Raw genomic sequence first — 22,043 nt, forward strand, 5'->3', positions numbered from 1 at the left:
TTGATCGTGTATTCACAAAACATTAATGTCCGCAATTGGCTAATAAGTGACCATTCAGTACATAGCTTAAGAGGTTTTTAAATTTTCTTATTTGTTGTGACATTTTTTATAGTTTTCTCACGACTTTTGACGTAAATTTTTCAGTTGATTTAACTCAATATAGCTACAGCCAAGAAAGTCCTGAACGAGAATTCTCATTATTAGTGAAGATCCACATATTGACTAAAAGCCGTTAAGCTATTGAGTTATTTATACGTGTAACTTAACGCCTAATGTAGAAGAAAAAATAAGGGCCGCTTTGAAACAAGCGGCATAAACTCTCACTAAAATCTTTCAGGTTGATCAATTTTAGACAACCTGAAAATCACTAATGCTCTGCATAATGACATGAGATAGCATCAATCACTAAAACCATTCATCTTTTACTTTTCCATAATGAAAATATCCCCATTGTCCAACACGTCTCAAAGGCGCGAATGGAAATTTAGGTAATTCACAGTTATACAGTGGAAGATTTTCTATTGCGGAGTCGATAGCTTTTCCAGCCACTTTTTCAGCTAAACGCTTACCTGCTTGCACCGAAAATGACACACCTGATCCACAATAGCCCATGCTATAAAAAATATTTTTCTTCGTGTTTTGGTAAATATGAGGTAAGTCGTCTAAAGACATACAGATCCAGCCTGACCAAGCATACTGGTAATTTAGCTTAGCTAAAGGTGGAAAACTTGTTTTTAATACCGCTAATAAGCGCTGAGCGTAATAAGGATCATCCGCAGACTTACCCGTTATAGCGCCACGGCCACCAAATAAAATACGGTTGTCTGGTAGCTTTCGGTAATAGTATTTGAGCGCACGCGTATCCATCACAACATTCGACGTTAAGAAGTTACACTCTGCAAGCTGCTGTTCTGACAGTGGTTCCGTGACAATAATTTGTGAAAGCACCGGTAAAGTTCGATCCGTCGTTAATGAATGAAATCCTTTGGGTGTATAGCCATTAGTTGCAATAACAATTTTTTTAGCATTAACCACACCTTTAGGTGTAATTAATTTTTGTTGATGTCCTTCATCTAGTATTTCTAATACGGGTGAACTGGTGTGAACTTTAGCGCCAGCTTCACGTACTAATCGTTGATAACCCCATGCCAGTTTTAACGGATTCAAGCCAAAACCATCTTGATAACGAATAGCGCCATAAGCATTTTTATCGTCCATGTATTGTTGACGAACTTCGTTTTTTGTTAAAATTTCTACATCACTATTTTTGATACCCGCAAAGGTTTTTTGTTGAAGTTTTGCCTGAATAATAAGCTCAGCCAATTTACTTGGTTTATGGGCAACTTTTAAAAAACCACGTGTTTGTACGTCGCAATCAATGCCTTCTGCGATGAGTGACTTTACTGTTTCTACGCCTGCACACATTTCATCATAAATGCCGCGCATTACTTCTTCACCCCATTTCTGCGCCATATCACTATAAGATTTACGACCTGAAGACTTTAAAATAAAACCCGCATTTCTGCCGCTACAACCCCAAGCTGTTTGATTAGCTTCTAGCACATGCGCTTTAATACCATGCTCACGCGCTAAATATAATGCACAAGAAAGCCCTGTATAACCTGCACCAATGATTGCAACATCAACGTCGACATCTTGACTAATTTGTCCATCACTTTGTGGGGCATTATTTTGTATATCAGCATTTTCAGCCCAATAGCTATCAGGGTATGCTTCGCCGCAACCGGGCGATTTGTCATGTAAAGGATCGTACATCTTTTTAACACTGCTCTAATAAAGAAAACCACGGAAACCTTACCGTATTTATTATAAATTTGCTAAGCTGAATGTCTAAAATACAATTTTATTTAAATAAATAGTCAACATGAAAAAACAGAGCAAAGTGGAAAACCCTCAAGTGTCTTACCGTGAGATGTTACCTAACGATTTTTCAGCAATAATCGCTTTGGGTACGGCTGTTCACGGGGCGGGTTATATTGATGATTCAAACATGAACATCTGGTATAACAAAGGCTTATTGAAACCGCACGGTGGTGTCGAAATAAACGCAAACTTTGTTGCTTACCTTGGTGAGAAACTGATTGGTTTTCGATTAACTTACGCGATTAATCAATGGGAAATTGACTCATGGTGTAGCCCTAAACTGTGGCTGCACCCTACCGATAAAGTCTGTTATTTCAAATGTAATACGGTTGATGAAAACTATCGAGGTTATGGCGTGGGCAGTCAGCTACTCAAATTATCAACACAAGCAGCGATTAAACAAGGTGCAACTGCTGGCATTAGCCATTTATGGAAACAAAGTCCCGGTAATAGTGCCGTAAAATACTTCACAAAATGTAGTGGCGTATTAATTAAAGAGCATCCTGAACGTTGGAATGAACTCAGTAAACAAGGTTATGAGTGCCCTGCTTGTAATGATGAGTGCCACTGTGTTGCAGCAGAAATGATCATCAGCTTTGAAAAATGATCCTTGTTGTCATAGAATAATAAAGCAGTAAACGAAATGCTTATTTATGCTGCCGGTAGTTTATACAAATATTTGAGTAAACTTCCGTCGATGGCTTTCAAATTCCCCCTTACTTATCACAAAAAGCAACGATGTTAATGTTTGAGTGTCATCAGTGGTGTTATCAATGGGATTGTCGATAAACAACAGGGTAAATATTTTATCCGTACTACTGACAATATTGATAAAAGTCATGGTGACTTATAGATATTTATCGAATAAAAATTGATTAAGGTATGACAATAAAAGAAAAGATCATTTTCTGTATAAAAATGATCTCAACATGAAGGTTTACATACAACGACTTACGTTAGACTTGCTTGATGCCTGTACTCAGAAAAAGTAAGTTGAAGGTTGCTTTGTTACTTATGCTCCTAACTTGTGCTACTAAATGTATTAAATTTTTTCGAACACGGTCACTCTTAGCTTTCGATCAACATTATCATCAGGAAAATCACACTCACTGGTAAAGCGCTCAGTCATTTTCAATGTATCTGACGATGACGCTATAATCTCAGCATCTGATTGATCCCACGTAGCGTCATAACGATGAAATAAGCAAATTAACCAACCTCCAGGGTTCAAAAGCTTTGAACAAAGACTGACTAATCGTGAAAAGTCTTGTCCCTTAGGCTGATGTTCTGAATAAGGTGATTTATATACTTTCGGCGGAGGGTCTAAAATAATACCATCGAACCGCTGACCATTCTTTATCGCTTTAGGTAAATGCTTATAGATATCACCCTGTATAAAGCTGCGAGTTCCAAAATCCATGCCATTTATTTCATAACTGTTTTGGATACGTGGTAACAACGCTTTCGATTTGTCGAGATGAATAGCTGCTTTTGCACCACCTTTTAAAGCGGCTATACCAAGACTTCCCGTAAATGAAAATAAGTTAAGTACACGGCGTCCTTCACTATTATGAGCTAGCCATTTACGAACAGGGCGCGCGTCGAGATACAAACCACAGTTATGCATCGCATCAGGCAGTAACCCATAAGATATGCCGTATTCTTTAGCGAACTTTGGTGCATCTGAAATGTCACCATGCAACGCATACATTCTATCTTTCAACCGCAAACCGATTGATTGATCGCCTTTAGCCAGAATAAGTGTGAAGGGAAAACACTGTAAAAGCGCATCTTTAATCTCATCAAGGTCATCACGAATGTCATCTTTATATTCAACGATAACCATTGTGCCAAATTTTTCAATAACGACACCTGACGCGCCTTCTGTGTAACCATGGAAAACACGCCAACAATCAAATTCATCAGACTCAAGTAAGTCTTTTCGATCATTCCATGCTTTTTCGATTAGCTCGTGCCAATTTAGTGTCAAATCTATGCCCTGCCCGTAAGTATCTTTTCGTGTTTATTGTTGGTATTCGTTAACAAGTAAGTTAATAAATACCGACAATCGCTTAAATATTGTAAGAACGGATGGCTCCCCATAAACATCCTAGAAAATCAAAGTAATAACAGGACTCAGGAACTCGAACTTATTAATTGGCATTATAACGAACTACCCATGTGTTAACACTGATATCGACACAGAAACAACGCGCTTAATAAAACAGAACGTACTTAGATATATCCATTTAACATACATAGTATATAAAAACGAAAATGTTTTACTTCCTAATAGGGCTAACTATTGAGTAAGCACTTAATCTTCAACACAACCACCATGCTATTTACATAAGTAAATATTAACCGAAGATTTTTTTGAGCAATGAAGGTGAGGCGTTAAGTTCAAGCACCTTTTCTTTTGCGGTTGGCATAACGTCAACATTGGTTAGCGCTAAGGCATTAAAATCAGTAAGACTTGGATAGTTCACCGCAAAATTTTTGTGCTCAAAATCACCGGTAGCAGGGTTAAATCGATATTCTTTTGCCCACTCAATAATGTTTTCAGTCACTTGGTTAATCGCTTCAACAATGTATCTTACTTCTTTGTCAGAGGTGGTAGGATGAAATGAAGCACGGATCCAACCGGGTTTTTCTGCGTAGTCACCCATATTTATTTTTTCAGTGATCTTATTTGAAGTATCGTGATCAACATTTAATAATATATGGCCATAAGTCCCAGCACATGAACAGCCTCCACGTGTTTGAACACCAAATTTATCGTTAAGTAAACGCACTACTAAATTATAATGAACATTGGGTATATAAAAAGAAACAATCGCTAAACGGTCTTTAACATTTTTCTCTAACATCACTACGTTGTCATTTTTTGCTAATTCGTCCATTACATAATCAGTAATTTCTTTTTCGCGAGCGGTGATCTTATCAACACCCATGGCGTTTTTAACTTTTATCGCCAACGCGGTACGAATACATTGTAGAAAACCCGGAGTACCACCGTCTTCACGCATTTCGATGTTATTAAAAAAGCTATGCTCGCCCCACGGATTTGTCCACGTTACCGTTCCGCCACCAGGATGATCTGGCACTTTATTTTTATAGAGCGCTTTATTAAAAATAAGAACACCTGAGCTACCTGGGCCACCCAGAAATTTATGAGGAGAAAAAAAAATGGCGTCTAAACTCTGTTTTGAATTTGTTGGATGCATATCAATATCGACATAAGGCGCCGAACAAGCAAAATCAACAAAACATAAACCGCCATGTTCATGCATTATTTCTGCTAACTCATAATAGGGTGTTTTAATACCGGTAACATTTGAACAAGATGAAAATGAGCCTATTTTAACTTTTCGATCTTGGTATTTTTCAAGTAATAAATTCAAGTGTGCTAACGAGGGTAAGCCGCTGCTGTCAGGGTCAACAATTTCTAAAGTTACGTCACACTCATACCATGTTGTTTGGTTTGAATGATGTTCCATATGGGTAATAAAAACGACTGGCTTATCGCAGTCATCAAATGTCACTTGATCTTGCATACGCTCAGGAATGCGCAAACCCAAAATGCGTTGAAACTTGTTAATAACACCGGTCATTCCTGCTTCTGCTGTAATCAGTACGTCATTGTCACAAGCATTTACATGACGCTTTATTATTTTTTGCGCATCATGATAAGCATTCGTCATCGCACAACCTGTTAAATTAGTTTCGGTATGCGTATTCGCAACAAAAGGACCTAGGGTATTCGTAATATAGCTTTCAATCGGCGCGTAAAGTCGACCACTTGCTGTCCAATCTGCATAGACAATATCTAATTGCTGGCCATTAATTTCATGTGTTAACGACTGACCAATAATATTATTTCTAAAGGGAAGAAAGTGATTTTCAAGTGACATGATTTTTAGCTCGCGGGTTGTTTCGATAAAATAATTCTAACAAAAAACCAAATATGAGCAACCATAAACCAAGATAAACAACAATTACGCAAAATAATTTCAAATAACAGTAATTAGGAGAAATACAGTCTACATTGAACACTTATATGTTCGGCTAACGAAAACTCATTTTTTAACAAAAATGATAAAATGCTTGAGTTTATTTGTATTTAAGCTGATTAGTAAAACAATTCGTCGTACAAAACTGTTTACTTGCAGAAAATTACGTTACGTTAAGGGTCGTTTTTTCACGTCAGAATGTATAAACATGAACTTTTCTTTAGGTCAATTGCTCGTTGTACCCGCGATTATAATTACCCTTAGCGCTTGCCAAATAGCAAGTAACAATGCAGCTTCAACTCAGAACACAGCCAATAAAAAATTTGATGCTGCGGTTCAGCAACTATTAAATCATCGTTCAAGCAAAGGACTTTATAAACAAGATAATGTCGAAAATGAAGTCGAGAAGAAAGAAAATTTATGGCCTGATTTATCACCGCAAGCCTTAGAGAAAAAATACCAAGAACGCCTAGTAATAGCATCGGTATTTGAAGCGATCAATCAAGATGCCCTTTCAGACGATAACCAGATTAATTATTCAATTATCAAGGCTCAACTCGATAATAATATCGCTAACTATCACTTTAAATCACATTACATGCCATTCAAATCTGAGTCTGGTTTTCACTCAAATTTAAACTTTTTCATCAACAATACAAAATTTAGAAAAGAAAAAGATATTGAATTATATCTAAACAAGCTATCGGCGCTTCCTGAATATTTCGATCAAAATATTTATTGGATGCAGCAAGGGTTGGCAACAGGTATTACGCAGCCTCAAGCAGTGTTAGTTGGCTATGAGCAATCGATACTTGCTTTTATTCCTGAGCATATAAATGATTCTGAATTTCTTAAACCTTTTACCACCGCATCTAATTTAATTAACGCTAAAGTGCTAGATGATAAAAAGCAGCAGCTTATTACAATATTAGAAGCCCAAGTGATTCCTGCTTATCAGGGCTATTATGAATTTTTTACCCAAGAATATTTCCCCAAGGCACGTAAAAGCATCGGTGTTTCCGAAACGCCTAACGGTAATGAGTTTTATAGCAACCGTGTAAAGCATTACACCACAACAGACATGACACCTGAGCAAATTCATGTATTAGGCTTGAGTGAAGTTAAACGCATTCGCCAAGAAATGGCTGAGATTATTGCAAAAACGGGATTTGAAGGGTCTTTCACTGAGTTCACGCATTTTCTACGTACAGATCCACAATTTTACGCGAAAACACCATTAGCGTTAATTAAAGAAGCTTCATACATAGCAAAACAAATGGATGCAAAATTACCCACCTTATTTAAGCATTTACCACGGTCACCTTATGGGGTTGCACCTGTGCCAGAAAGTATTGCACCTAAATATACTACGGGCCGTTATATTCGTGCACAAAACGATAGTCAGCCGGGTTATTATTGGGTAAATACCTATGCATTAGATAAGCGCCCTCTTTATGTATTACCTGCCCTTACATTACATGAGGGCGTGCCGGGACATCACTTGCAAATATCACTTAATAGCGAATTAGATAATTTACCATCATATCGCCAAAATGCTTACATTTCGGCCTTCGGTGAAGGCTGGGGTTTATATGCTGAATGGTTAGGCATTGAAGCGGGAATTTATAAAGATAATTACAGTAACTTTGGCCGATTAACCTATGAAATGTGGCGTGCCGCTCGTCTTGTTGTTGATACGGGTATGCATGTTAAAGGCTGGTCAAGAGAGCGCGCGATTAACTTTATGACTGATAACACTGCACTCTCAACCCATAATGTAACAACAGAAATTGATCGTTATATTTCTTGGGCAGGACAAGCGTTATCTTACAAGATTGGTGAGATCACCATCAGAAATCTACGTAAAAAAACAGAAACTAAATTAGGAAAAAACTTTGATGTGCGTGAGTTTCATCATCAAATTTTGAAAAATGGCTCGGTACCTTTACAAGTGCTAGAAGACCAAATTAACGCTTATATTAAAGCAACATTAGTAATGTTTGCTGAAAAATAGACTTTTATTTTTCTATGGCATCCCACTCTAGATAGTAAAAAAATGTAATAAATGTTAATTTAAAATCAAAAAAGAGTAAAATAAAATATCGAAGCGGTTAAAAGGCGATGTCAATTTGAGTTAGGCATTGATTTTTTGATATTTCAGAAGTTACCAATACAGTTATCACCTTATTTATCAAAAAGTTATTGGTGATTAATTTGCTCTATCTTGGTTGTTAGATATAACGGTGAATTAAATATTAATACCGATGAGGTAAAATCTACACAATGGATTCATTGGAAGAATTGGTTACAGCAAATTGAAACTTCATCTAACCTCTATTCACAATGGTGTATTGAAGAAAGTTACATACTGACAAGGTCAAAAACTTTTAAAGAATGGCTTTCACAAATCAATAGTTATCCACCCGAGAGTAATGAAACTGACTTTTTTTAATAAAAACTATATAGCGCTCACTGCTTCTGTTGTTATTCACGTGATTATTTTACTTTCATTAAAAGGGGTCGTGCCCTCTTTACCTGAAAAAAAATTAGAACAAAAAAAAATCATCAAAAGTTATTTATATAATTCATCAATAGATGAAATCAAAATAATCAAAAGTAAAGACATAATCGATGCTCAAAAAACTAATAGCTACATTGTAAAATCAACTAAAGTTGATAAACATGAATTGCCAAAACCAGAAACAAGTAAAACGATTACAAATAACGGTCCTGCTTCAAATAAGATAAAAAACACACTAAAGTCAGCCACAACGGTGAGTACTTCAGTATCAAAAAAACCTGAAGAAAATTAGAATAAAGTAATTGATTTTTCTGCATATGAACAATTGAATAAATTAAAATTGTCTATTAATAATAAAGTAATTAAAGAAGCGCTAGTTGAGTCTCAACGTTTTGAGTCCATGTCTTTAATGCATGCAGATCCTGAACCTGTCCCTCACTCAATAACAAAAACTGAAAGCGTACTTGAAGGGGCGAAAAAAATGAATATGAGGACCTCTCATTATGGTAATACCACAGTATATAAAGATAACAATGGTCTCTGCACTAGCGTTACTGATATGAGTTATTTAGGTCTTGGACCCATGAAGAAAACTCGAATACGTCGATGTAGTGAATCTAAATTTGACAAAACATTTCGCCTTCATATGAAGGACGTTTTAAGAAAACTAGGAAAATAAACTTATTAAAACTCTCAGTTATTGATATAGAAAATTATAAGTTTACCGTTTAACCAAGCAGGTAAACTGCCTGACTAGTAAGATATAACTTAGCAATCGCCACAAACTGGACAATCGGGCTGTTTTTTCAAGCTAAATTGTTGCCATTGGTTTGATAAACCATCAAACATATTTAGCTGGTTAATATGTATCGCATTGCCTGTTAATAACTTTATGGCTTGCAACGATTGCATACCTGCAACAATCGCTAATACAGGTCCGACAATACCTACGGTTTGGCAGTTATTTGTTGGCGCTTTTTCACTGGCAGGAAATAAGCATTGATAACAGGCACTTTCTGGGTCACGAGGGTCAACCACTAACTGTTGACCGTCAAATCCCGTAGCTGCCCCCACAATTAATGGCGTTTTTTTATCAACACACACTTGGTTCAATAAATAACGCGTCGCGATATTATCAGTACAGTCGATTACCACATCGACCTGCTCAATATAATAGTGAGCTAATTCTGTATCGAGCATTTCATCAATCACCTCAACCGTAATATCACTATTATGCTGTTGTAATTTTTCTGCGCCAATATCCGCTTTATTTGTACCAACATCACTTTCGGTAAATAATATTTGCCGTTGTAGATTAGTTATATCAACGTTGTCGCCATCAGCAATAAACAAAGTACCAACGCCTGCTGCAGCTAAATATAAGCTCACTGGGTTACCTAAGCCGCCCATACCAACAATGAGTACTTTAGCATCGCGCAAAGCTAACTGGCCATTCTCACCTATTTTTTTTAGCATAATTTGGCGACTGTAACGTAGTTGTTCGTGTTGAGATAACATAAGCAGCATAGTTTCCTAAAGAAGATTAATAACGTTTACATTAGCGCAGTGAACGCACTGCATTCGCTTTAAATTGAATAAATATACTTTGGCCTATCGTTAACGATAAACGTTTAGCTGACCATGTAGTGATCGTCACAAAGAATTTTTGCTCCGAACAAGTTACAGTTAACAGCACTTGCTTATCACTTTTGTCAAAACAGGTTATGGTCCCAAACAAATGATTAACAATAGAGCTTTCGATAGGCTCATGTAAGGTGATACTAATATCACTTGCCGCAATAATACAGCGTACTTTTTTTGCTTTGTTAGGCTCATGATCACAAGCAATAAATATTTGCTGTTCGCCCAATGCTAAGCTTGTTAAACCGTACTCAGGTAAGTGCGATTTTACAGTTAACGACAAACTGGTTTGGTGCAATATTTCGTTATTTGTTGTCAATTGATGAATAACTTCGTGGATATCACCATGATGACTCACTTTGCCAGACGATATCACCAACAAATTATCAGCAAGCTGTTGAAGCTCGTCTAAAGAATGGCTGACGTATAGCATGGGTAAATTAAGCTGCTGTTTCACTTTTTCGAGTACGGCTAGTAATGTTATTTTATTTCTATCATCGAGAGCACTCAGCGGCTCATCAAGTAATAATAATTGGGGCTCTGCTAACAAGGCTCTTGCTAACGCTACTCGCTGTTGTTCCCCCCCAGACAGTTGAGTAACGGCTTTACCAAGCAAGGGTTTTAATTGCGTTAATTCGATTATTTCTGAGAAATCAAGGACACAATTCTGATTACGTTTTTGACCGTAATGCAGGTTATCTTCAACACTTAAATGAGGGAATAAACGACTATTTTGAAAGACTAAGCCGATATTACGTTGCTGCGGAGCCACAAAGGTTTTTGTTGCACTGTTAAGTAGTTCATCGTTATCAATAGATAGTGTGCCGTGTGCCTGCTTTTCAAGCCCTGCGATCACTTTTAATAACGTCGACTTTCCTGAACCTGAATGCCCAAAAACGCCGGTAATACCACACAAGGATATTTTTTCGTCGACAGACAATAAAAAGTCGTCATGTTGAACAATAAAATTAAGCGCTAATTCAGCCATCAATTAAGCCTCTTTGATTTATTCGCTTATTTTTAGTTGGACGATTAAGTAAATAAATCAACGACAATAAAACAAGAGAAGAGATGACTAAACTGATTGAAATAATATGCGCTTGAGCATAGTCAAACGCTTCAACATGATCAAACAAGGCGATTGAAAGCACACGTGTTTCACCGGGAATATTACCGCCAATCATCAAGACCACACCAAACTCTCCTACCGTATGAGCAAAGCCTAAACTAGCTGCGGTAATAAAACTCGCTTTGGTAATCGGTAATACAATCGTGAAAAATCGATCAAAGGCGCTAGCGCCTAACATAGCTGCCGCTTCTAATAAGTCGTCACCCAATTGCTCAAAAGCCTTTTGCAGGGGCTGAACAACAAAGGGGAGTGAATACAACACTGAACCAATAACAATGGCCGAAAAACTAAAGGCGAGTTGTTGTCCCGTTGCTTGTTGCCAAATTTGTCCGGGCAAATATTGCGGCGAAAATAGCAGTAATAAATAAAAACCCAATACGGTTGGAGGTAAGACTAAAGGTAAAGCCACTAAAGCCTCGATAAAAACTTTCGCTCGACTTTGCATTTTAGCGAGAAACCATGCTAGCGGAGTACCGATTAACATCAGAATAATGGTGGTAATACCTGCCATTTTAAGTGTGGTGATCAGCGCAAGAATATCAGGATGGGTATTATTCACTGCTGTTACCTTCATCTTTCATTACATTGAGTTTCGCATACCCTGATTCAGCAATAAATTGCTGAGCTTGCTTGCTCATTAACAATGAAACAAAACGCTGGGCTTGTTGAATGTTTTTACTGCGCTTTAAAATCACTAATTGCTGTTTTATTGGCTGATGGAAATGAGAAGGTATTAACACGCCCTTAAAATGGTTCAACACTAATTGGCTATTACTGACGATACCTAAGTTTACCGCTTGTGAACGTGTTTGCTGAAACGTTTGAATAATATTAATACCTTGAATGAGCCTTGTTTTATAACTGTCCCACAGTTGTAAATGTTCTAACACCTGTTTTGCCGCTTTTCCATAAGGTGCAATTTTAGGATTAGCGATAGCCAAACGGTGCTGGTTATTTTTCAAAGCAGTCAACACATCAGTGGTGATCTCTTTTTTGGCAGACCAAAGCGCTAACGCCCCATAAGCATAGGTTTGCTGACTATCTTTAACCGCTAAATCGGCTGTAGTTAATAATTGTGGTCGCTTAGTATCAGCAGATAAGAATACATCAAAAGAAGCGCCATGTTTAATTTGAAGAAATAAGGTACCGCTAGAAGCAGCAATAATTATAGGTTTAGGAAAATGCTCTTGATTGAGGTTAAAACGCGCTAATAGTTTTGTTAAGGTCGGGGCGAAGTTAGAAGCTACGGCAATACGTAAAGGTTTATCATCGAATGTTAATACATTTTTAGCTTCAACGAAACGAGATGAAAACAGCATGAGTCCAAAAAAGATTGCGCTAATTAAAATACGACCTAGCCATAAGTTCACTGCTATTTACTCCACGCCTGTGCTTTTTCTTTATCACTGGTTTTCGCTTCAAGCCATGATTCACCCAATTCAGTGAGTTCTTTTTTCCAAAACGGCGCGTTAACTTTCAAAAAATCCATAATGAATTCGTTAGCGGCAAAGGCATCTTGACGATGCTTGCTGGTTATACCCACAAAAACAATTTGTTCACCAATGGCTAACTGACCTATACGATGAATAACTTTTACGCGGCCAATATTCCAACGTTGTTTCGCTGTTTCAATAATTTCAGCTAACAGCTTTTCAGTCATGTCTGGGTAATGCTCAAGGAATAACCCTTTTACTTTTAGCCCTAAATTATTATTGCGCACGCGACCGCTAAAAGTCACTACTGCGCCATCTTCAACGTTATTTTTTTCTAAAAGATTAACTTCAACACCGTGATTAAAGTCTTCGGTTTGAATACTAATCTCTGGGTACTTATTAATGAGACTCGTCATATTAACTATTTTATCCTCCGGTGACGGGTGGAAAGAAAGCGACTTCGTCTCCTGCTTTCACCGAAAAGTCACGACTAACCATTTGATGATTAACCGCACAAAGTAATGAATTATTCGTTAAATAATGTTGCCAGTCATTATTTTTTTGCCCTAAAGCCAATTTTACTTCTGCAACGGTATTAACGTTCGTCGCACTTATTTCAGTGCCGCCACAGCCGAGTTCTTCACGTAGAGCAGCAAAAAATATCACTTTGATCATGCGTTATCCTTCATTCTTGTGTTCCTGTAAAGCTTGCTCAGCTTTTGCTTGCCAAGAGCCTGATTTACCCCCTTCTTTGGTCATGACACGAATACCATGAATTTCCATTAAAGGGTCTGCCGCTTTGCACATATCAAATAAGGTTAAACAAGCCACTGAAACAGCGGTTAATGCTTCCATTTCAACACCCGTTTGCCCAGTTAACTTACACAAACTGGTCACATGCACTTGGCTGTTTTCTTCATCAATAGTGAAATCCACTTTTACTTTTGTCAACATTAACGGATGACAAAGCGGAATTAAATCACTGCATTTTTTGGCAGCTTGAATGCCAGCAATACGAGCGACAGAAAACACATCGCCCTTTTTATTGTCACCTTGAGTGATTAACGACAAAGTGCGCGCCGACATTTGAATATAACCTTCGGCAGTCGCCGAGCGTGACGTCATGGCTTTTTCAGTAACGTCAACCATATTCGCTTCACCACGTTTGTTTACATGGCTTAACGTTGGCTCGTTTGTATTAAGCTGTTCGCTAGGATGGCTCATTAATCACGTGTCTCACACACTTCTGCCATTTTTAAATGTGGCACAAAATTACAAGGGCGATGGCTCGCATCAAGTTGTTCTTTTATCAGCTTATCCCAAGCCGTTCGACAAGCATTGGTTGAACCCGGCACACACATAATAACAGTGCTATTTGCAATACCACCAAAGGCACGCGACTGAATCGTTGATGTGCCAATTTCATCAAGTGAAATAGCACGAAAAACTTCACCAAAGCCTTCAACATTTTTGTCAAATAAGGGCAATAATGCTTCAGGTGTATTATCACGAGCCGTAAAGCCAGTACCGCCAGTAGAAATTATCGCCTGCACAGTATCATCAGCTATCCATTTTGAAACGATGGCGCGTAATTGATAAACGTCATCCTTAACAATCACTTTATCGCTGAGTTTATGACCGGCCTCTATTAAGCGTTCAACCAGTACTTGCCCAGAAGTATCATTAGATTCATCGCGGGTGTCAGAAACCGTTAGTACGGCAATTGATAAGGGAATAAAAGCGTTACCGCTATGTAAAGAGCTCATGGTTTTTCCTAAATTTTATTAATATTTAAATTATCTTCTAGATCAATGAATACTCATCATTTTGCACTCGCCTACATGGATGTAGGTATTTAGGCTCAGTCGGCAAAAATAGCCTGCGTTTCAGGGTCTCGTGACTGGAGACAGAGACAAGTTCAGTATGACAACTTTTACATTTTTTTACTTAAAGAATTAATGCCCAACTGTGCTTGTTGCCATTCTTGCGGTGTGTTGCTATTAAATAAGCACTGTGACGACTTTATTGCTAAAGCCTGATACGGTACTTGTGCAAACATAGAACGAATAGAAGGGCCCTTTTTTATCTTGCTATTACTTTTGGTTAAGCCACTGGTATTACCTTGTAAGTATTGCATAAAGTGCGTAGTAAAAAATTGCTCAACAAAAGCATTATTAGGTAAATAAAGCGGTAGAAAATGATCGATGAAAAAGCAGGCTTTTTGGGCTAATTCACCTTTGATTTTTAACTGCGCAAGTGTTTCCTTGGTCATTAAAGGTAAATCAACCGGTAAAATGAGTAATGATTTAGGCTGGTATTTTTTAATCACGCTATAAATGCCACCCATTGGGCCAAGGTCGGCAAATTGGTCAGTAACATAATTTACGCTGTTCACATCAGTTCCATCAACATAACCACTGACAACAATATTATTTACACCTATATTTTTCAGCAAGTTTTTACTGTAACTAAGCATATTTTCTTTGCCACGTGCTTGCCCATTCACCGCAGTATTTTCACGCATTAACAAGGCTTTATCAGTGCCCATCCGAGAAGATTTCCCGCCAGCTAATACCACGCCTAAACACGCTTGATTATACAAAGTTGTACTCATCTTAGCCGCCCAACATCGCTAGGTTTTTGGTGGCACCGGTCAGTTTGTCCTGCAAGAAATGTGTGGCTTTTTTATCGGTCATCATGGCGCGAATTTGTTCTTTTAACGGTTCGACATCATCTTGTTGTAAGTATGCTTTGAGTGGTAAACCTTCTTCGGTAAATAGGCATAAATGCAATTTACCTAATGAGCTTACTCTTAAACGATTACAGGTATTACAAAAGTCTTTACTGTACGGCATAATTAAACCAATTTTTCCTAAATAATCAGGATGATAAAATTCTTGTGCTGGCCCTGCTGCTTTATCATTGACGACCGGCAACCAACCATCGAGTATTAAATTTTGTTTAATGCGTGCACCTTGTACATGTTGCGCATCAAAAAATTCCTGGTTATCACCGGTTTGCATTAACTCAATAAAACGTAAAGTCACTGGAGTCACTTTCAGCCAATCAAGAAAGGTTTTAATATCGTGACCGTTGTATTCACGCATTAATACCGTATTAATCTTAATCGTTGTACGACCATCGGCCAACGCCATATCAATACCTTTTAAAATATGGGGTAATTTATTATGACCGGTGATCGAATGAAACATGCGCGGGTCGAGACTATCAATACTAATATTAATCGCGTCGATCCCGGCATCTAACCAACTTTGTAAATGCTCAGGTAATTTATAGCCATTGGTCGTTATCGCAACTTTTTTAATACCCGGAGTTTGCTTACATGCAGCGATAATTTCAGGTAAATCTTTGCGCAGTGAAGGTTCCCCGCCCGTGATACGAATTTTCTCTGTACCCATTTGAGCAAAAGCATTGGCTACACGCTTAATTTCGTCAAAGGATAAAAAGTCACGATCATGATCGCACGAATAACCATCAGGTAAGCAATAGGTGCAACGGAAGTTGCAAACGTCAGTTATAGAGAGGCGCAAGTAATAAAACTTGCGACCGAAGTTGTCTGTTAACATCTCACCTTTCCAAATGTAGGGAGGCTAACAAGTTTCCTTGTTAACCCTGGTGGTTATAGCAAAATTACTATGAACCACGGCTTAAATAGCATTCTAAAAAAAGATTTAGCTAGAAAAGCTCGGCGAATAATTCAATTAATAAATGGTAGTATAGTAAACTATTTCACTATTAAAATACGCCTTGGTAATAAGTAATTTGATTTGCATCAAAAAATGATGACTTAAAGCATGTTCTTTGGCCGCAGATTTGCGGCATAATAATATATTCTTATGCCACTAAGTGACTCCCATTGAGCACTTATGGGTATTACACGCAAGCGGCGCTAATTTAGCGCATAATAAAAAAAGAGTTACCTATGGTTGATTGTTGTTCTGCTCCCGGACTATTACCTTTCGAACAAGCGATGGAAAAAATGTTATTGGCTATAAAACCAATAACTGAGTCTGAATCTATTCCTTTAGCGCAAAGCTTAAATCGCGTGTTAGCCAGCAATATATCAAGCCCATTAAATGTACCTCCTCATCATAATTCAGCTATGGATGGTTATGCGTTTACCTTAGCAAGTTTACAAGCGAGTAATAAATTAACAATGGTCGGTCGGTCGATGGCTGGCGCCCCTTTTCAAGGGGAATGTAAAGCAGGTGAATGTATTCGTATTATGACAGGTGCAAAATTGCCAAGCGGTTGTGATACTGTAGAAATGCAAGAAAACTGCCAAGCAAACGATACCAGCATTACCTTTCTAGAAACGCGAGAGCTTAACGATAACATACGTTTTTCTGGCGAAGATATTGCCATAAACCAACAAGTATTTACCCAAGGTAAAAGGCTCTCTGCAATTGATATTGGCGTACTCGCCTCTTTGGGTGTACCCACAGTAGAAGTTTTTCGTAAAATTACGGTGGCGGTATTAGCAACCGGTGATGAACTAAAATCTCCTGGGGAAGCGCTCGCTGAAGGTGATATTTATGAAAGTAACAGTTATGCGCTAATCGCGATGTTAGCTAAGCTCAATATCACGGTTATTAACTTTGGTATTATCGCCGATGACGAACAGGCAATACGCACAGCCTTCGAGCAAGCAGACCAGCAAGCCGATGTGGTTATTTCTTCGGGTGGCGTTTCTGTAGGTGACGCCGACTATACTAAACTGATACTTGAACAATTAGGTGAAATTGGTTTTTGGAAAATAGCCATGAAACCAGGTAAACCTTTTGCCTTTGGAAGACTCCCCAACAGCTACTTTTTTGGTTTACCCGGTAATCCAGTTTCTGCTTTGGTTACAGCGCATCAATTAGCGGTCCCTGCGTTATTAAAATTGCAGAATGCCCAACCCAAAAAAATGCCTTTATTGAGAGTAAAAACAGCAACGCAATTAAACAAACGTGCCGGACGCATGGATTTTCAGCGGGCGGTCTTGTCAACAAATGAGCAAGGTAAAATGACCGTTACCAGTACAGGTGGTCAAGGCTCTGGCATCTTAACCAGTATGTCCTCAGCTAACTGCTATATTATTTTACCGGCGAGTCAAGGAACGGTATTCGCAAACGAAATAGTGAATGTGCAATTATTTGATGACGTTATTCAATAACAGCCTTTAAAGGCGAAGCGAGCTTTAACATCTTGATGAAAAATACGGCTAAAAACCATTATGACCGTTAAAATATATTGCCTGCCAGGTACCATGTGCGATCAACGTTTATGGCAGGCTTGCGCTGAGCACTTACCTGAAAATATTGAGCTTATTCACATTGCCATCCCGGTAAAAAAAAATATTGATGAAATAGTTACGGCACTTAAGCAACAATTCCCTGCAGGAAAAATAAATTTAGTTGGGTTTTCTTTAGGCGGTTATTTAGCTTCGGCTTATGCATTGAAATACCCAGAAAAAATCAACAAATTACTGCTTATTTCTAATATGTCTTACTCGTTAGCAGAGGCTGAATTAAAACAGCGAAGTCGAACGATCGCTTATTTAAAAACTCATGGTTATTCAGGGATCCCCACAAAACGAATCATCGCCCTGCTTGATGTTAGTAAACAAAAAAACCATGACATCATTAACTGTGTGCATGAAATGGATATAAACCTTGGTAAAGAAACGCTTATTCATCAATTAACAGTAACCACCCAGCGTGAAAATTTATTAATAAAACTACCAAACCTGCATTTTCCTATTCAATTCTTAATTGGCGATAACGACTTACTGGTTAAGATCAGTCGTATTGAAGCCATTGCAGCACAATCACCACTTATTTCTTTATCAGTACTTAACAACACTGGCCATATGTTACCGCTTGAACAGCCAGAAAAATGTGTACTTAACATCAAGCGTTTTTTTATCGAGTAATGATACCAATTCTACTTAGTTTCTTCCCGCTCAGCGATATTTAGAAGGTTTAGAGGCAAGGCATTGATTGATGAAAATGGTTATTCCCTTATCAAAATCAATAACGCAGCCTGTAAGCCTTGTAAACTCGCCCTTCGGGAGTTTTCCAGCGATTCGATAACTACAGACAATGACTTTCATATAGAATAGCTATATACAAAATAATTCTATTTGTTCTCAAAGCGCTGGGAAAATCTGAGAGGGAACTAACTAAGTAGACTTGGTATAAGTAAACAAGGTAAAATAACGCATTATTTTTATGCCAAGGAATTCCCGTTGAGCCAGCTTAGTTTTTCCACCTTAAAACTCAAACCTGAGTTAATTCAAAATTTAGAATCTATGGGTTATCAACAGATGACCGACATTCAAGCACAGAGCTTACCCACCATTATTGCCGGTGGCGATGTTATTGCCCAAGGTAAGACTGGCTCAGGAAAAACAGCGGCATTTGGCTTAGGTGTTTTAGAGAAGCTTGACGTAAAACGTTTTCGTATTCAATCACTTATTCTTTGTCCAACGCGTGAATTGGCTGACCAAGTAGCGAAAGAAATTCGTAAATTAGCCCGTGCTATTCATAACATCAAAATACTGACCCTGTGTGGCGGTATGCCTTTTGGTCCACAAGTTGGCTCACTAGAACATGGTGCTCACATTATCGTTGGAACACCTGGCAGAATCGAAGATCACTTAGGTAAAGGTACGTTAAAGTTAGACGATGTGAACATGCTCGTACTCGATGAAGCCGATCGTATGCTAGAAATGGGCTTTCAAGCGTCTGTTGATTTTATTATTAGCCAAATTCCTCAACAACGACAAACCTTATTATTTAGTGCGACTTACCCACCAGAAATTGCCGATATTGCTAAAAAAATAATGCAGTCGCCAACGAAAGTAACGGTTGAAGGCAACCATGAAGAAAGCACTATTTCACAGCACTTTTATAAAGTAGAAAATGACAGTGAACGAATCGATGGTATTCGCTTATTATTATTAAAGCATCAACCAGAATCGAGTATCGTTTTTTGTAATACCAAAAAAGACGTACAAATAGTTGTCGATGAGCTACGCAATTATGGTTTTAATGTACAAGATTTACATGGCGATTTAGAGCAAAGAGATCGTACTGAAGTATTAGTGCGCTTTTCTAATAAGAGTATCTCAATTTTAGTCGCGACTGATGTTGCCGCGCGTGGTTTAGATATTGATGCCCTAGATGCAGTTTTTAATTATCATATCGCTCGCGATAGCGAAATACATGTGCACCGTATTGGCCGAACAGGACGAGCAGGCAGCACCGGTATTGCTTGTTCTTTTTTTAGTGAAAAAGAAAGTTACAAAATAGGTTTATTAGAAGATTATCTTGACCGTACTATTGAAGGTGAATTACTGCCTGATGCTAGCGTATTAAACGCTTCAGTGTATGCGCCTAAAATGGCGACGATACAAATAGACGGCGGTAAAAAGCAAAAAGTTCGTGCTGGCGATATTCTTGGCGCACTTACTGGCGATAAAACTATTTCAGGTAGCGAAGTCGGTAAGATCCAATTATCAGATAACTGGGCTTATGTGGCGATTAGCCGAAAATTTGCCAAACAAGCCTTTAAAAAACTCAGTGACGGCAAGTTAAAAGGCCGTAAGTTTAGAGTGAGGTTGTTATAGTCACCACCGTAAAATAGTGCTTAAGAATAACGAGGTTTTATAAAACGATTGTATTTAATTAAAAACCTCGTATAGTACTGTATTCATATACAGCTTAAATTATATTGTATAGGCCGTTTTATCATCTATGATAAAACTATCAAGCGTAATAGTGATCAGGTAAGGAAAAGTAATGGCAGTTGAAAGTCGATTTGTCGTCATTAGACAAGGTGTGGAGGTAGAAACATTCATGGACAAAAAAGCAGCAGACGAGTATGACAAAATGCTTGATATGGCTGATAGCTTAGCCGAAATGTTTGAAGGAACCACATTAAATATTGATGAAAAAGTGCGTGAAGAACTTTGTATTTACTTAGCTAAAAATCGCGAAGAAGTGCTTGTTGCATTGCAGGCCAAAAAAGCTAAGCCAGAGACCCCAGCAAAGAAGAACGTAACCGCACCTACTGAAAAAGTAAAAAGTAGTGAATTACCTTTAGAAACTGAAGCAGTTGTAAAAGTAAAAGCACCACGAAAAGCTAAAGCAAGTTAAATGACTTGAATTTATGCACACCAACTTTAAATATATTTAGTTATGTTGCCATATCAGCTTATTCGTAGTGTCAAAAGAAAAACGGTTGGCTTACAGGTTAAGCACGGAAAAATAATTATCCGTGCGCCAAAATATGTATCCGAGCAAGATATTGCTTACATTGTTAAATCAAAAAGCATTTGGCTACACAGAAAAATTGCCGAACAAAACGCCCAACCTGCCGCTAGAAATGATCATTATCAACAAGGCAGCCAATTACTGATTAATGGTGAACGTAAGACCCTTGATATTCATTATGGGTTATTTCCTGACGTCACCTTTGATGAAGATATTATCATTGTCACGCTTTCTGACAAATTAAAAACAAAAATTGCAGCTGATCTAAAACAGCAAGATAAATATGTGAAGCAGCAACTTCAAGCTTGGTTAAAGCAACAAACTCACATTTATATTGATCAAAACCTGTGTCACTACGCAGAAAAGATTGGCGTTTTACCTAAGTCATTTAATGTAAGATTATATAAATCACGCTGGGGAAGTTGTAATAGTAGAAAAGAACTGAGTTTTAGTTCTTTATTAGCAATGGCACCTAAATGGATCATCGATTACGTAATAGTTCACGAACTTTGCCACCTCCGGCACATGAATCATTCAGCTGAGTTTTGGCAATTAGTTGTCTTGCACTATCCTAACTACTTGTTAGCAAAAGCTTGGCTAAAATCTAACCAAAATCAATTGCAATGGCCTACGATTTAACCACCACGTTCCCCTCACAGTAAAAAATAGGCACACAGATAAAGACTGTTCTAAGCTCAATTTAAAAAGTTTCAGTATAATAAAAATGAAAAAACCTAAGAATACCTAACCTTACAATAAATTATTGGCACGAATATCGCTTATCTTTTACCCACTAATTTAAATTCACCAGAGAATGACAACCTACTATCCATTGTTATTATCAAGAGATGAAGAGAGAAGAAATGAAACTAAAAACCTACAACTGGAAAGCAGCGGTAATTTATACCCTTTCTGCGATAATGTCGATTATGCTAATTACAGTGATATTTGGCGTATAATGAATGCAGGAAAGAAAATAATACATACAATAAGATTTCCTATTTTTTGTTAAATTAAGCTTTTGTTGATGTACTTTGTCAATAAAAGCTTAATTTAATGACTTTTTATGCTTTATTCATTAACAGTGCACATAATTTAAGGTAGATTAGTATTATAAAATAAAAATAATAAAGGAATACC

At 37.7% G+C, this 22,043-nt stretch carries 21 protein-coding genes and 1 riboswitch; of the genes, 8 read left to right on the top strand and 13 right to left on the bottom strand.

Translation table 11 applies throughout. The features are described from left to right. Positions 1-405: 405 nt before the first annotated feature. A complete protein-coding gene (locus H4J52_RS11905) occupies positions 406-1,776 on the bottom strand; it encodes an FAD-binding oxidoreductase (RefSeq protein WP_182224751.1) in 1,371 nt (456 codons plus the stop codon). Between the two features lie 109 nt (positions 1,777-1,885). Here H4J52_RS11905 and H4J52_RS11910 point away from each other — a divergent pair, with 109 nt between their 5' ends. Beyond that, on the top strand, positions 1,886-2,491 hold the full coding sequence (locus tag H4J52_RS11910; protein ID WP_182224753.1) for a GNAT family N-acetyltransferase: 606 nt from the start codon (positions 1,886-1,888) through the stop codon (positions 2,489-2,491). 435 nt (positions 2,492-2,926) lie between these two features. Here H4J52_RS11910 and H4J52_RS11915 read toward each other — a convergent pair whose 3' ends face one another. Continuing rightward, complete coding sequence (locus H4J52_RS11915) at positions 2,927-3,874, bottom strand: class I SAM-dependent methyltransferase (protein ID WP_182177167.1); 948 nt, start codon at positions 3,872-3,874, stop codon at positions 2,927-2,929. A 370-nt stretch (positions 3,875-4,244) separates the two neighbouring features. Continuing rightward, positions 4,245-5,798, bottom strand: a complete 1,554-nt coding sequence (locus H4J52_RS11920) for an aminotransferase class V-fold PLP-dependent enzyme (protein WP_182224755.1) — start codon at positions 5,796-5,798, stop codon at positions 4,245-4,247. 307 nt (positions 5,799-6,105) lie between these two features. Here H4J52_RS11920 and H4J52_RS11925 point away from each other — a divergent pair, with 307 nt between their 5' ends. Together H4J52_RS11925 and H4J52_RS11930 are read left to right on the top strand one after the other, a co-directional pair. Next, positions 6,106-7,911, top strand: a complete 1,806-nt coding sequence (locus tag H4J52_RS11925; protein ID WP_182224756.1) for a DUF885 family protein — start codon at positions 6,106-6,108, stop codon at positions 7,909-7,911. 418 nt (positions 7,912-8,329) lie between these two features. After that, positions 8,330-8,710, top strand: coding sequence for a hypothetical protein (locus tag H4J52_RS11930; RefSeq protein ID WP_182224758.1), 381 nt, complete (start codon positions 8,330-8,332; stop codon positions 8,708-8,710). 476 nt (positions 8,711-9,186) lie between these two features. Here H4J52_RS11930 and H4J52_RS11935 read toward each other — a convergent pair whose 3' ends face one another. The 10 genes from H4J52_RS11935 to moaA all read right to left on the bottom strand — a co-directional run bounded on the left by H4J52_RS11935 (position 9,187) and on the right by moaA (position 16,208). Then, positions 9,187-9,936, bottom strand: coding sequence for a HesA/MoeB/ThiF family protein (locus H4J52_RS11935; protein ID WP_182177175.1), 750 nt, complete (start codon positions 9,934-9,936; stop codon positions 9,187-9,189). A gap of 40 nt (positions 9,937-9,976) precedes the next feature. Next, positions 9,977-11,047: a molybdenum ABC transporter ATP-binding protein gene (gene modC / locus H4J52_RS11940; RefSeq protein WP_182177176.1), complete on the bottom strand. Its 1,071-nt coding sequence runs from the start codon at positions 11,045-11,047 to the stop codon at positions 9,977-9,979. Further along, on the bottom strand, positions 11,040-11,699 hold the full coding sequence (gene modB, locus H4J52_RS11945) for a molybdate ABC transporter permease subunit (RefSeq protein ID WP_259366615.1): 660 nt from the start codon (positions 11,697-11,699) through the stop codon (positions 11,040-11,042). Before modB ends, modC begins: the two co-directional genes overlap by 8 nt. A 40-nt stretch (positions 11,700-11,739) precedes the next feature. Continuing rightward, positions 11,740-12,558 (bottom strand): molybdate ABC transporter substrate-binding protein, encoded by an 819-nt coding sequence (gene modA / locus H4J52_RS11950; protein ID WP_182224762.1) that lies wholly within the window; start codon positions 12,556-12,558, stop codon positions 11,740-11,742. A 2-nt stretch (positions 12,559-12,560) separates the two neighbouring features. Next, positions 12,561-13,037 (bottom strand): molybdopterin synthase catalytic subunit MoaE, encoded by a 477-nt coding sequence (gene moaE, locus H4J52_RS11955; protein WP_182224764.1) that lies wholly within the window; start codon positions 13,035-13,037, stop codon positions 12,561-12,563. A 10-nt stretch (positions 13,038-13,047) separates the two neighbouring features. Continuing rightward, entirely contained in the window at positions 13,048-13,296 is a 249-nt protein-coding gene (locus H4J52_RS11960; RefSeq protein ID WP_182224766.1) for a MoaD/ThiS family protein, read from the bottom strand. 3 nt (positions 13,297-13,299) lie between these two features. Beyond that, a complete protein-coding gene (moaC, locus tag H4J52_RS11965; protein WP_182177180.1) occupies positions 13,300-13,845 on the bottom strand; it encodes a cyclic pyranopterin monophosphate synthase MoaC in 546 nt (181 codons plus the stop codon). Continuing rightward, complete coding sequence (moaB, locus tag H4J52_RS11970; RefSeq protein WP_182177181.1) at positions 13,845-14,387, bottom strand: molybdenum cofactor biosynthesis protein B; 543 nt, start codon at positions 14,385-14,387, stop codon at positions 13,845-13,847. The genes moaC and moaB overlap by 1 nt, the downstream gene beginning before the upstream one ends. Before the next feature lie 167 nt (positions 14,388-14,554). Continuing rightward, positions 14,555-15,235, bottom strand: coding sequence for a molybdenum cofactor guanylyltransferase (locus H4J52_RS11975; RefSeq protein ID WP_182177182.1), 681 nt, complete (start codon positions 15,233-15,235; stop codon positions 14,555-14,557). A gap of 1 nt (position 15,236) precedes the next feature. Next, the gene (gene moaA, locus H4J52_RS11980) at positions 15,237-16,208 is read right to left on the bottom strand and encodes a GTP 3',8-cyclase MoaA (protein ID WP_182223613.1); all 972 of its coding nucleotides are present in this window, start codon (positions 16,206-16,208) and stop codon (positions 15,237-15,239) included. Next, a riboswitch (molybdenum cofactor riboswitch) is annotated at positions 16,195-16,345 on the bottom strand. Its footprint overlaps the gene before it by 14 nt. Before the next feature lie 219 nt (positions 16,346-16,564). Between moaA and moeA the strand changes: the two genes are divergently transcribed. The 5 genes from moeA to H4J52_RS12005 all read left to right on the top strand — a co-directional run bounded on the left by moeA (position 16,565) and on the right by H4J52_RS12005 (position 21,542). Next, positions 16,565-17,800 (top strand): molybdopterin molybdotransferase MoeA, encoded by a 1,236-nt coding sequence (gene moeA / locus H4J52_RS11985; RefSeq protein ID WP_182177184.1) that lies wholly within the window; start codon positions 16,565-16,567, stop codon positions 17,798-17,800. A 60-nt stretch (positions 17,801-17,860) separates the two neighbouring features. Next, positions 17,861-18,559 (top strand): alpha/beta fold hydrolase, encoded by a 699-nt coding sequence (locus H4J52_RS11990; RefSeq protein WP_182177185.1) that lies wholly within the window; start codon positions 17,861-17,863, stop codon positions 18,557-18,559. A 315-nt stretch (positions 18,560-18,874) separates the two neighbouring features. After that, positions 18,875-20,257: an ATP-dependent RNA helicase DbpA gene (gene dbpA, locus H4J52_RS11995; RefSeq protein WP_182177186.1), complete on the top strand. Its 1,383-nt coding sequence runs from the start codon at positions 18,875-18,877 to the stop codon at positions 20,255-20,257. A 172-nt stretch (positions 20,258-20,429) separates the two neighbouring features. Then, a complete protein-coding gene (locus H4J52_RS12000) occupies positions 20,430-20,786 on the top strand; it encodes a YebG family protein (RefSeq protein ID WP_182223611.1) in 357 nt (118 codons plus the stop codon). Positions 20,787-20,828: 42 nt separating this feature from the next. After that, complete coding sequence (locus H4J52_RS12005) at positions 20,829-21,542, top strand: M48 family metallopeptidase (RefSeq protein ID WP_182224768.1); 714 nt, start codon at positions 20,829-20,831, stop codon at positions 21,540-21,542. Positions 21,543-22,043 lie beyond the last annotated feature (501 nt).

This window comes from Colwellia sp. MB02u-14 (genome assembly GCF_014076915.1).
Classification (GTDB): domain Bacteria; phylum Pseudomonadota; class Gammaproteobacteria; order Enterobacterales; family Alteromonadaceae; genus Colwellia_A.

Excerpts from the sequence above, each read along its gene's own strand:
- H4J52_RS11905 (WP_182224751.1), bottom strand. The coding sequence starts at position 1,776 with ATGTACGATCCTTTACATGACAAATCGCCCGGTTGCGGCGAAGCATAC.
- H4J52_RS11910 (WP_182224753.1), top strand. The coding sequence starts at position 1,886 with ATGAAAAAACAGAGCAAAGTGGAAAACCCTCAAGTGTCTTACCGTGAG.
- H4J52_RS11920 (WP_182224755.1), bottom strand. The coding sequence starts at position 5,798 with ATGTCACTTGAAAATCACTTTCTTCCCTTTAGAAATAATATTATTGGT.
- H4J52_RS11925 (WP_182224756.1), top strand. The coding sequence starts at position 6,106 with ATGAACTTTTCTTTAGGTCAATTGCTCGTTGTACCCGCGATTATAATT.
- H4J52_RS11930 (WP_182224758.1), top strand. The coding sequence starts at position 8,330 with ATGAAACTGACTTTTTTTAATAAAAACTATATAGCGCTCACTGCTTCT.
- H4J52_RS11935 (WP_182177175.1), bottom strand. The coding sequence starts at position 9,936 with ATGTTATCTCAACACGAACAACTACGTTACAGTCGCCAAATTATGCTA.
- modC (WP_182177176.1), bottom strand. The coding sequence starts at position 11,047 with ATGGCTGAATTAGCGCTTAATTTTATTGTTCAACATGACGACTTTTTA.
- modB (WP_259366615.1), bottom strand. The coding sequence starts at position 11,699 with ATGGCAGGTATTACCACCATTATTCTGATGTTAATCGGTACTCCGCTA.
- moaE (WP_182224764.1), bottom strand. The coding sequence starts at position 13,037 with ATGACGAGTCTCATTAATAAGTACCCAGAGATTAGTATTCAAACCGAA.
- H4J52_RS11960 (WP_182224766.1), bottom strand. The coding sequence starts at position 13,296 with ATGATCAAAGTGATATTTTTTGCTGCTCTACGTGAAGAACTCGGCTGT.
- moaC (WP_182177180.1), bottom strand. The coding sequence starts at position 13,845 with ATGAGCCATCCTAGCGAACAGCTTAATACAAACGAGCCAACGTTAAGC.
- moaB (WP_182177181.1), bottom strand. The coding sequence starts at position 14,387 with ATGAGCTCTTTACATAGCGGTAACGCTTTTATTCCCTTATCAATTGCC.
- H4J52_RS11975 (WP_182177182.1), bottom strand. The coding sequence starts at position 15,235 with ATGAGTACAACTTTGTATAATCAAGCGTGTTTAGGCGTGGTATTAGCT.
- moaA (WP_182223613.1), bottom strand. The coding sequence starts at position 16,208 with ATGTTAACAGACAACTTCGGTCGCAAGTTTTATTACTTGCGCCTCTCT.
- moeA (WP_182177184.1), top strand. The coding sequence starts at position 16,565 with ATGGTTGATTGTTGTTCTGCTCCCGGACTATTACCTTTCGAACAAGCG.
- H4J52_RS11990 (WP_182177185.1), top strand. The coding sequence starts at position 17,861 with ATGACCGTTAAAATATATTGCCTGCCAGGTACCATGTGCGATCAACGT.
- H4J52_RS12000 (WP_182223611.1), top strand. The coding sequence starts at position 20,430 with ATGGCAGTTGAAAGTCGATTTGTCGTCATTAGACAAGGTGTGGAGGTA.
- H4J52_RS12005 (WP_182224768.1), top strand. The coding sequence starts at position 20,829 with ATGTTGCCATATCAGCTTATTCGTAGTGTCAAAAGAAAAACGGTTGGC.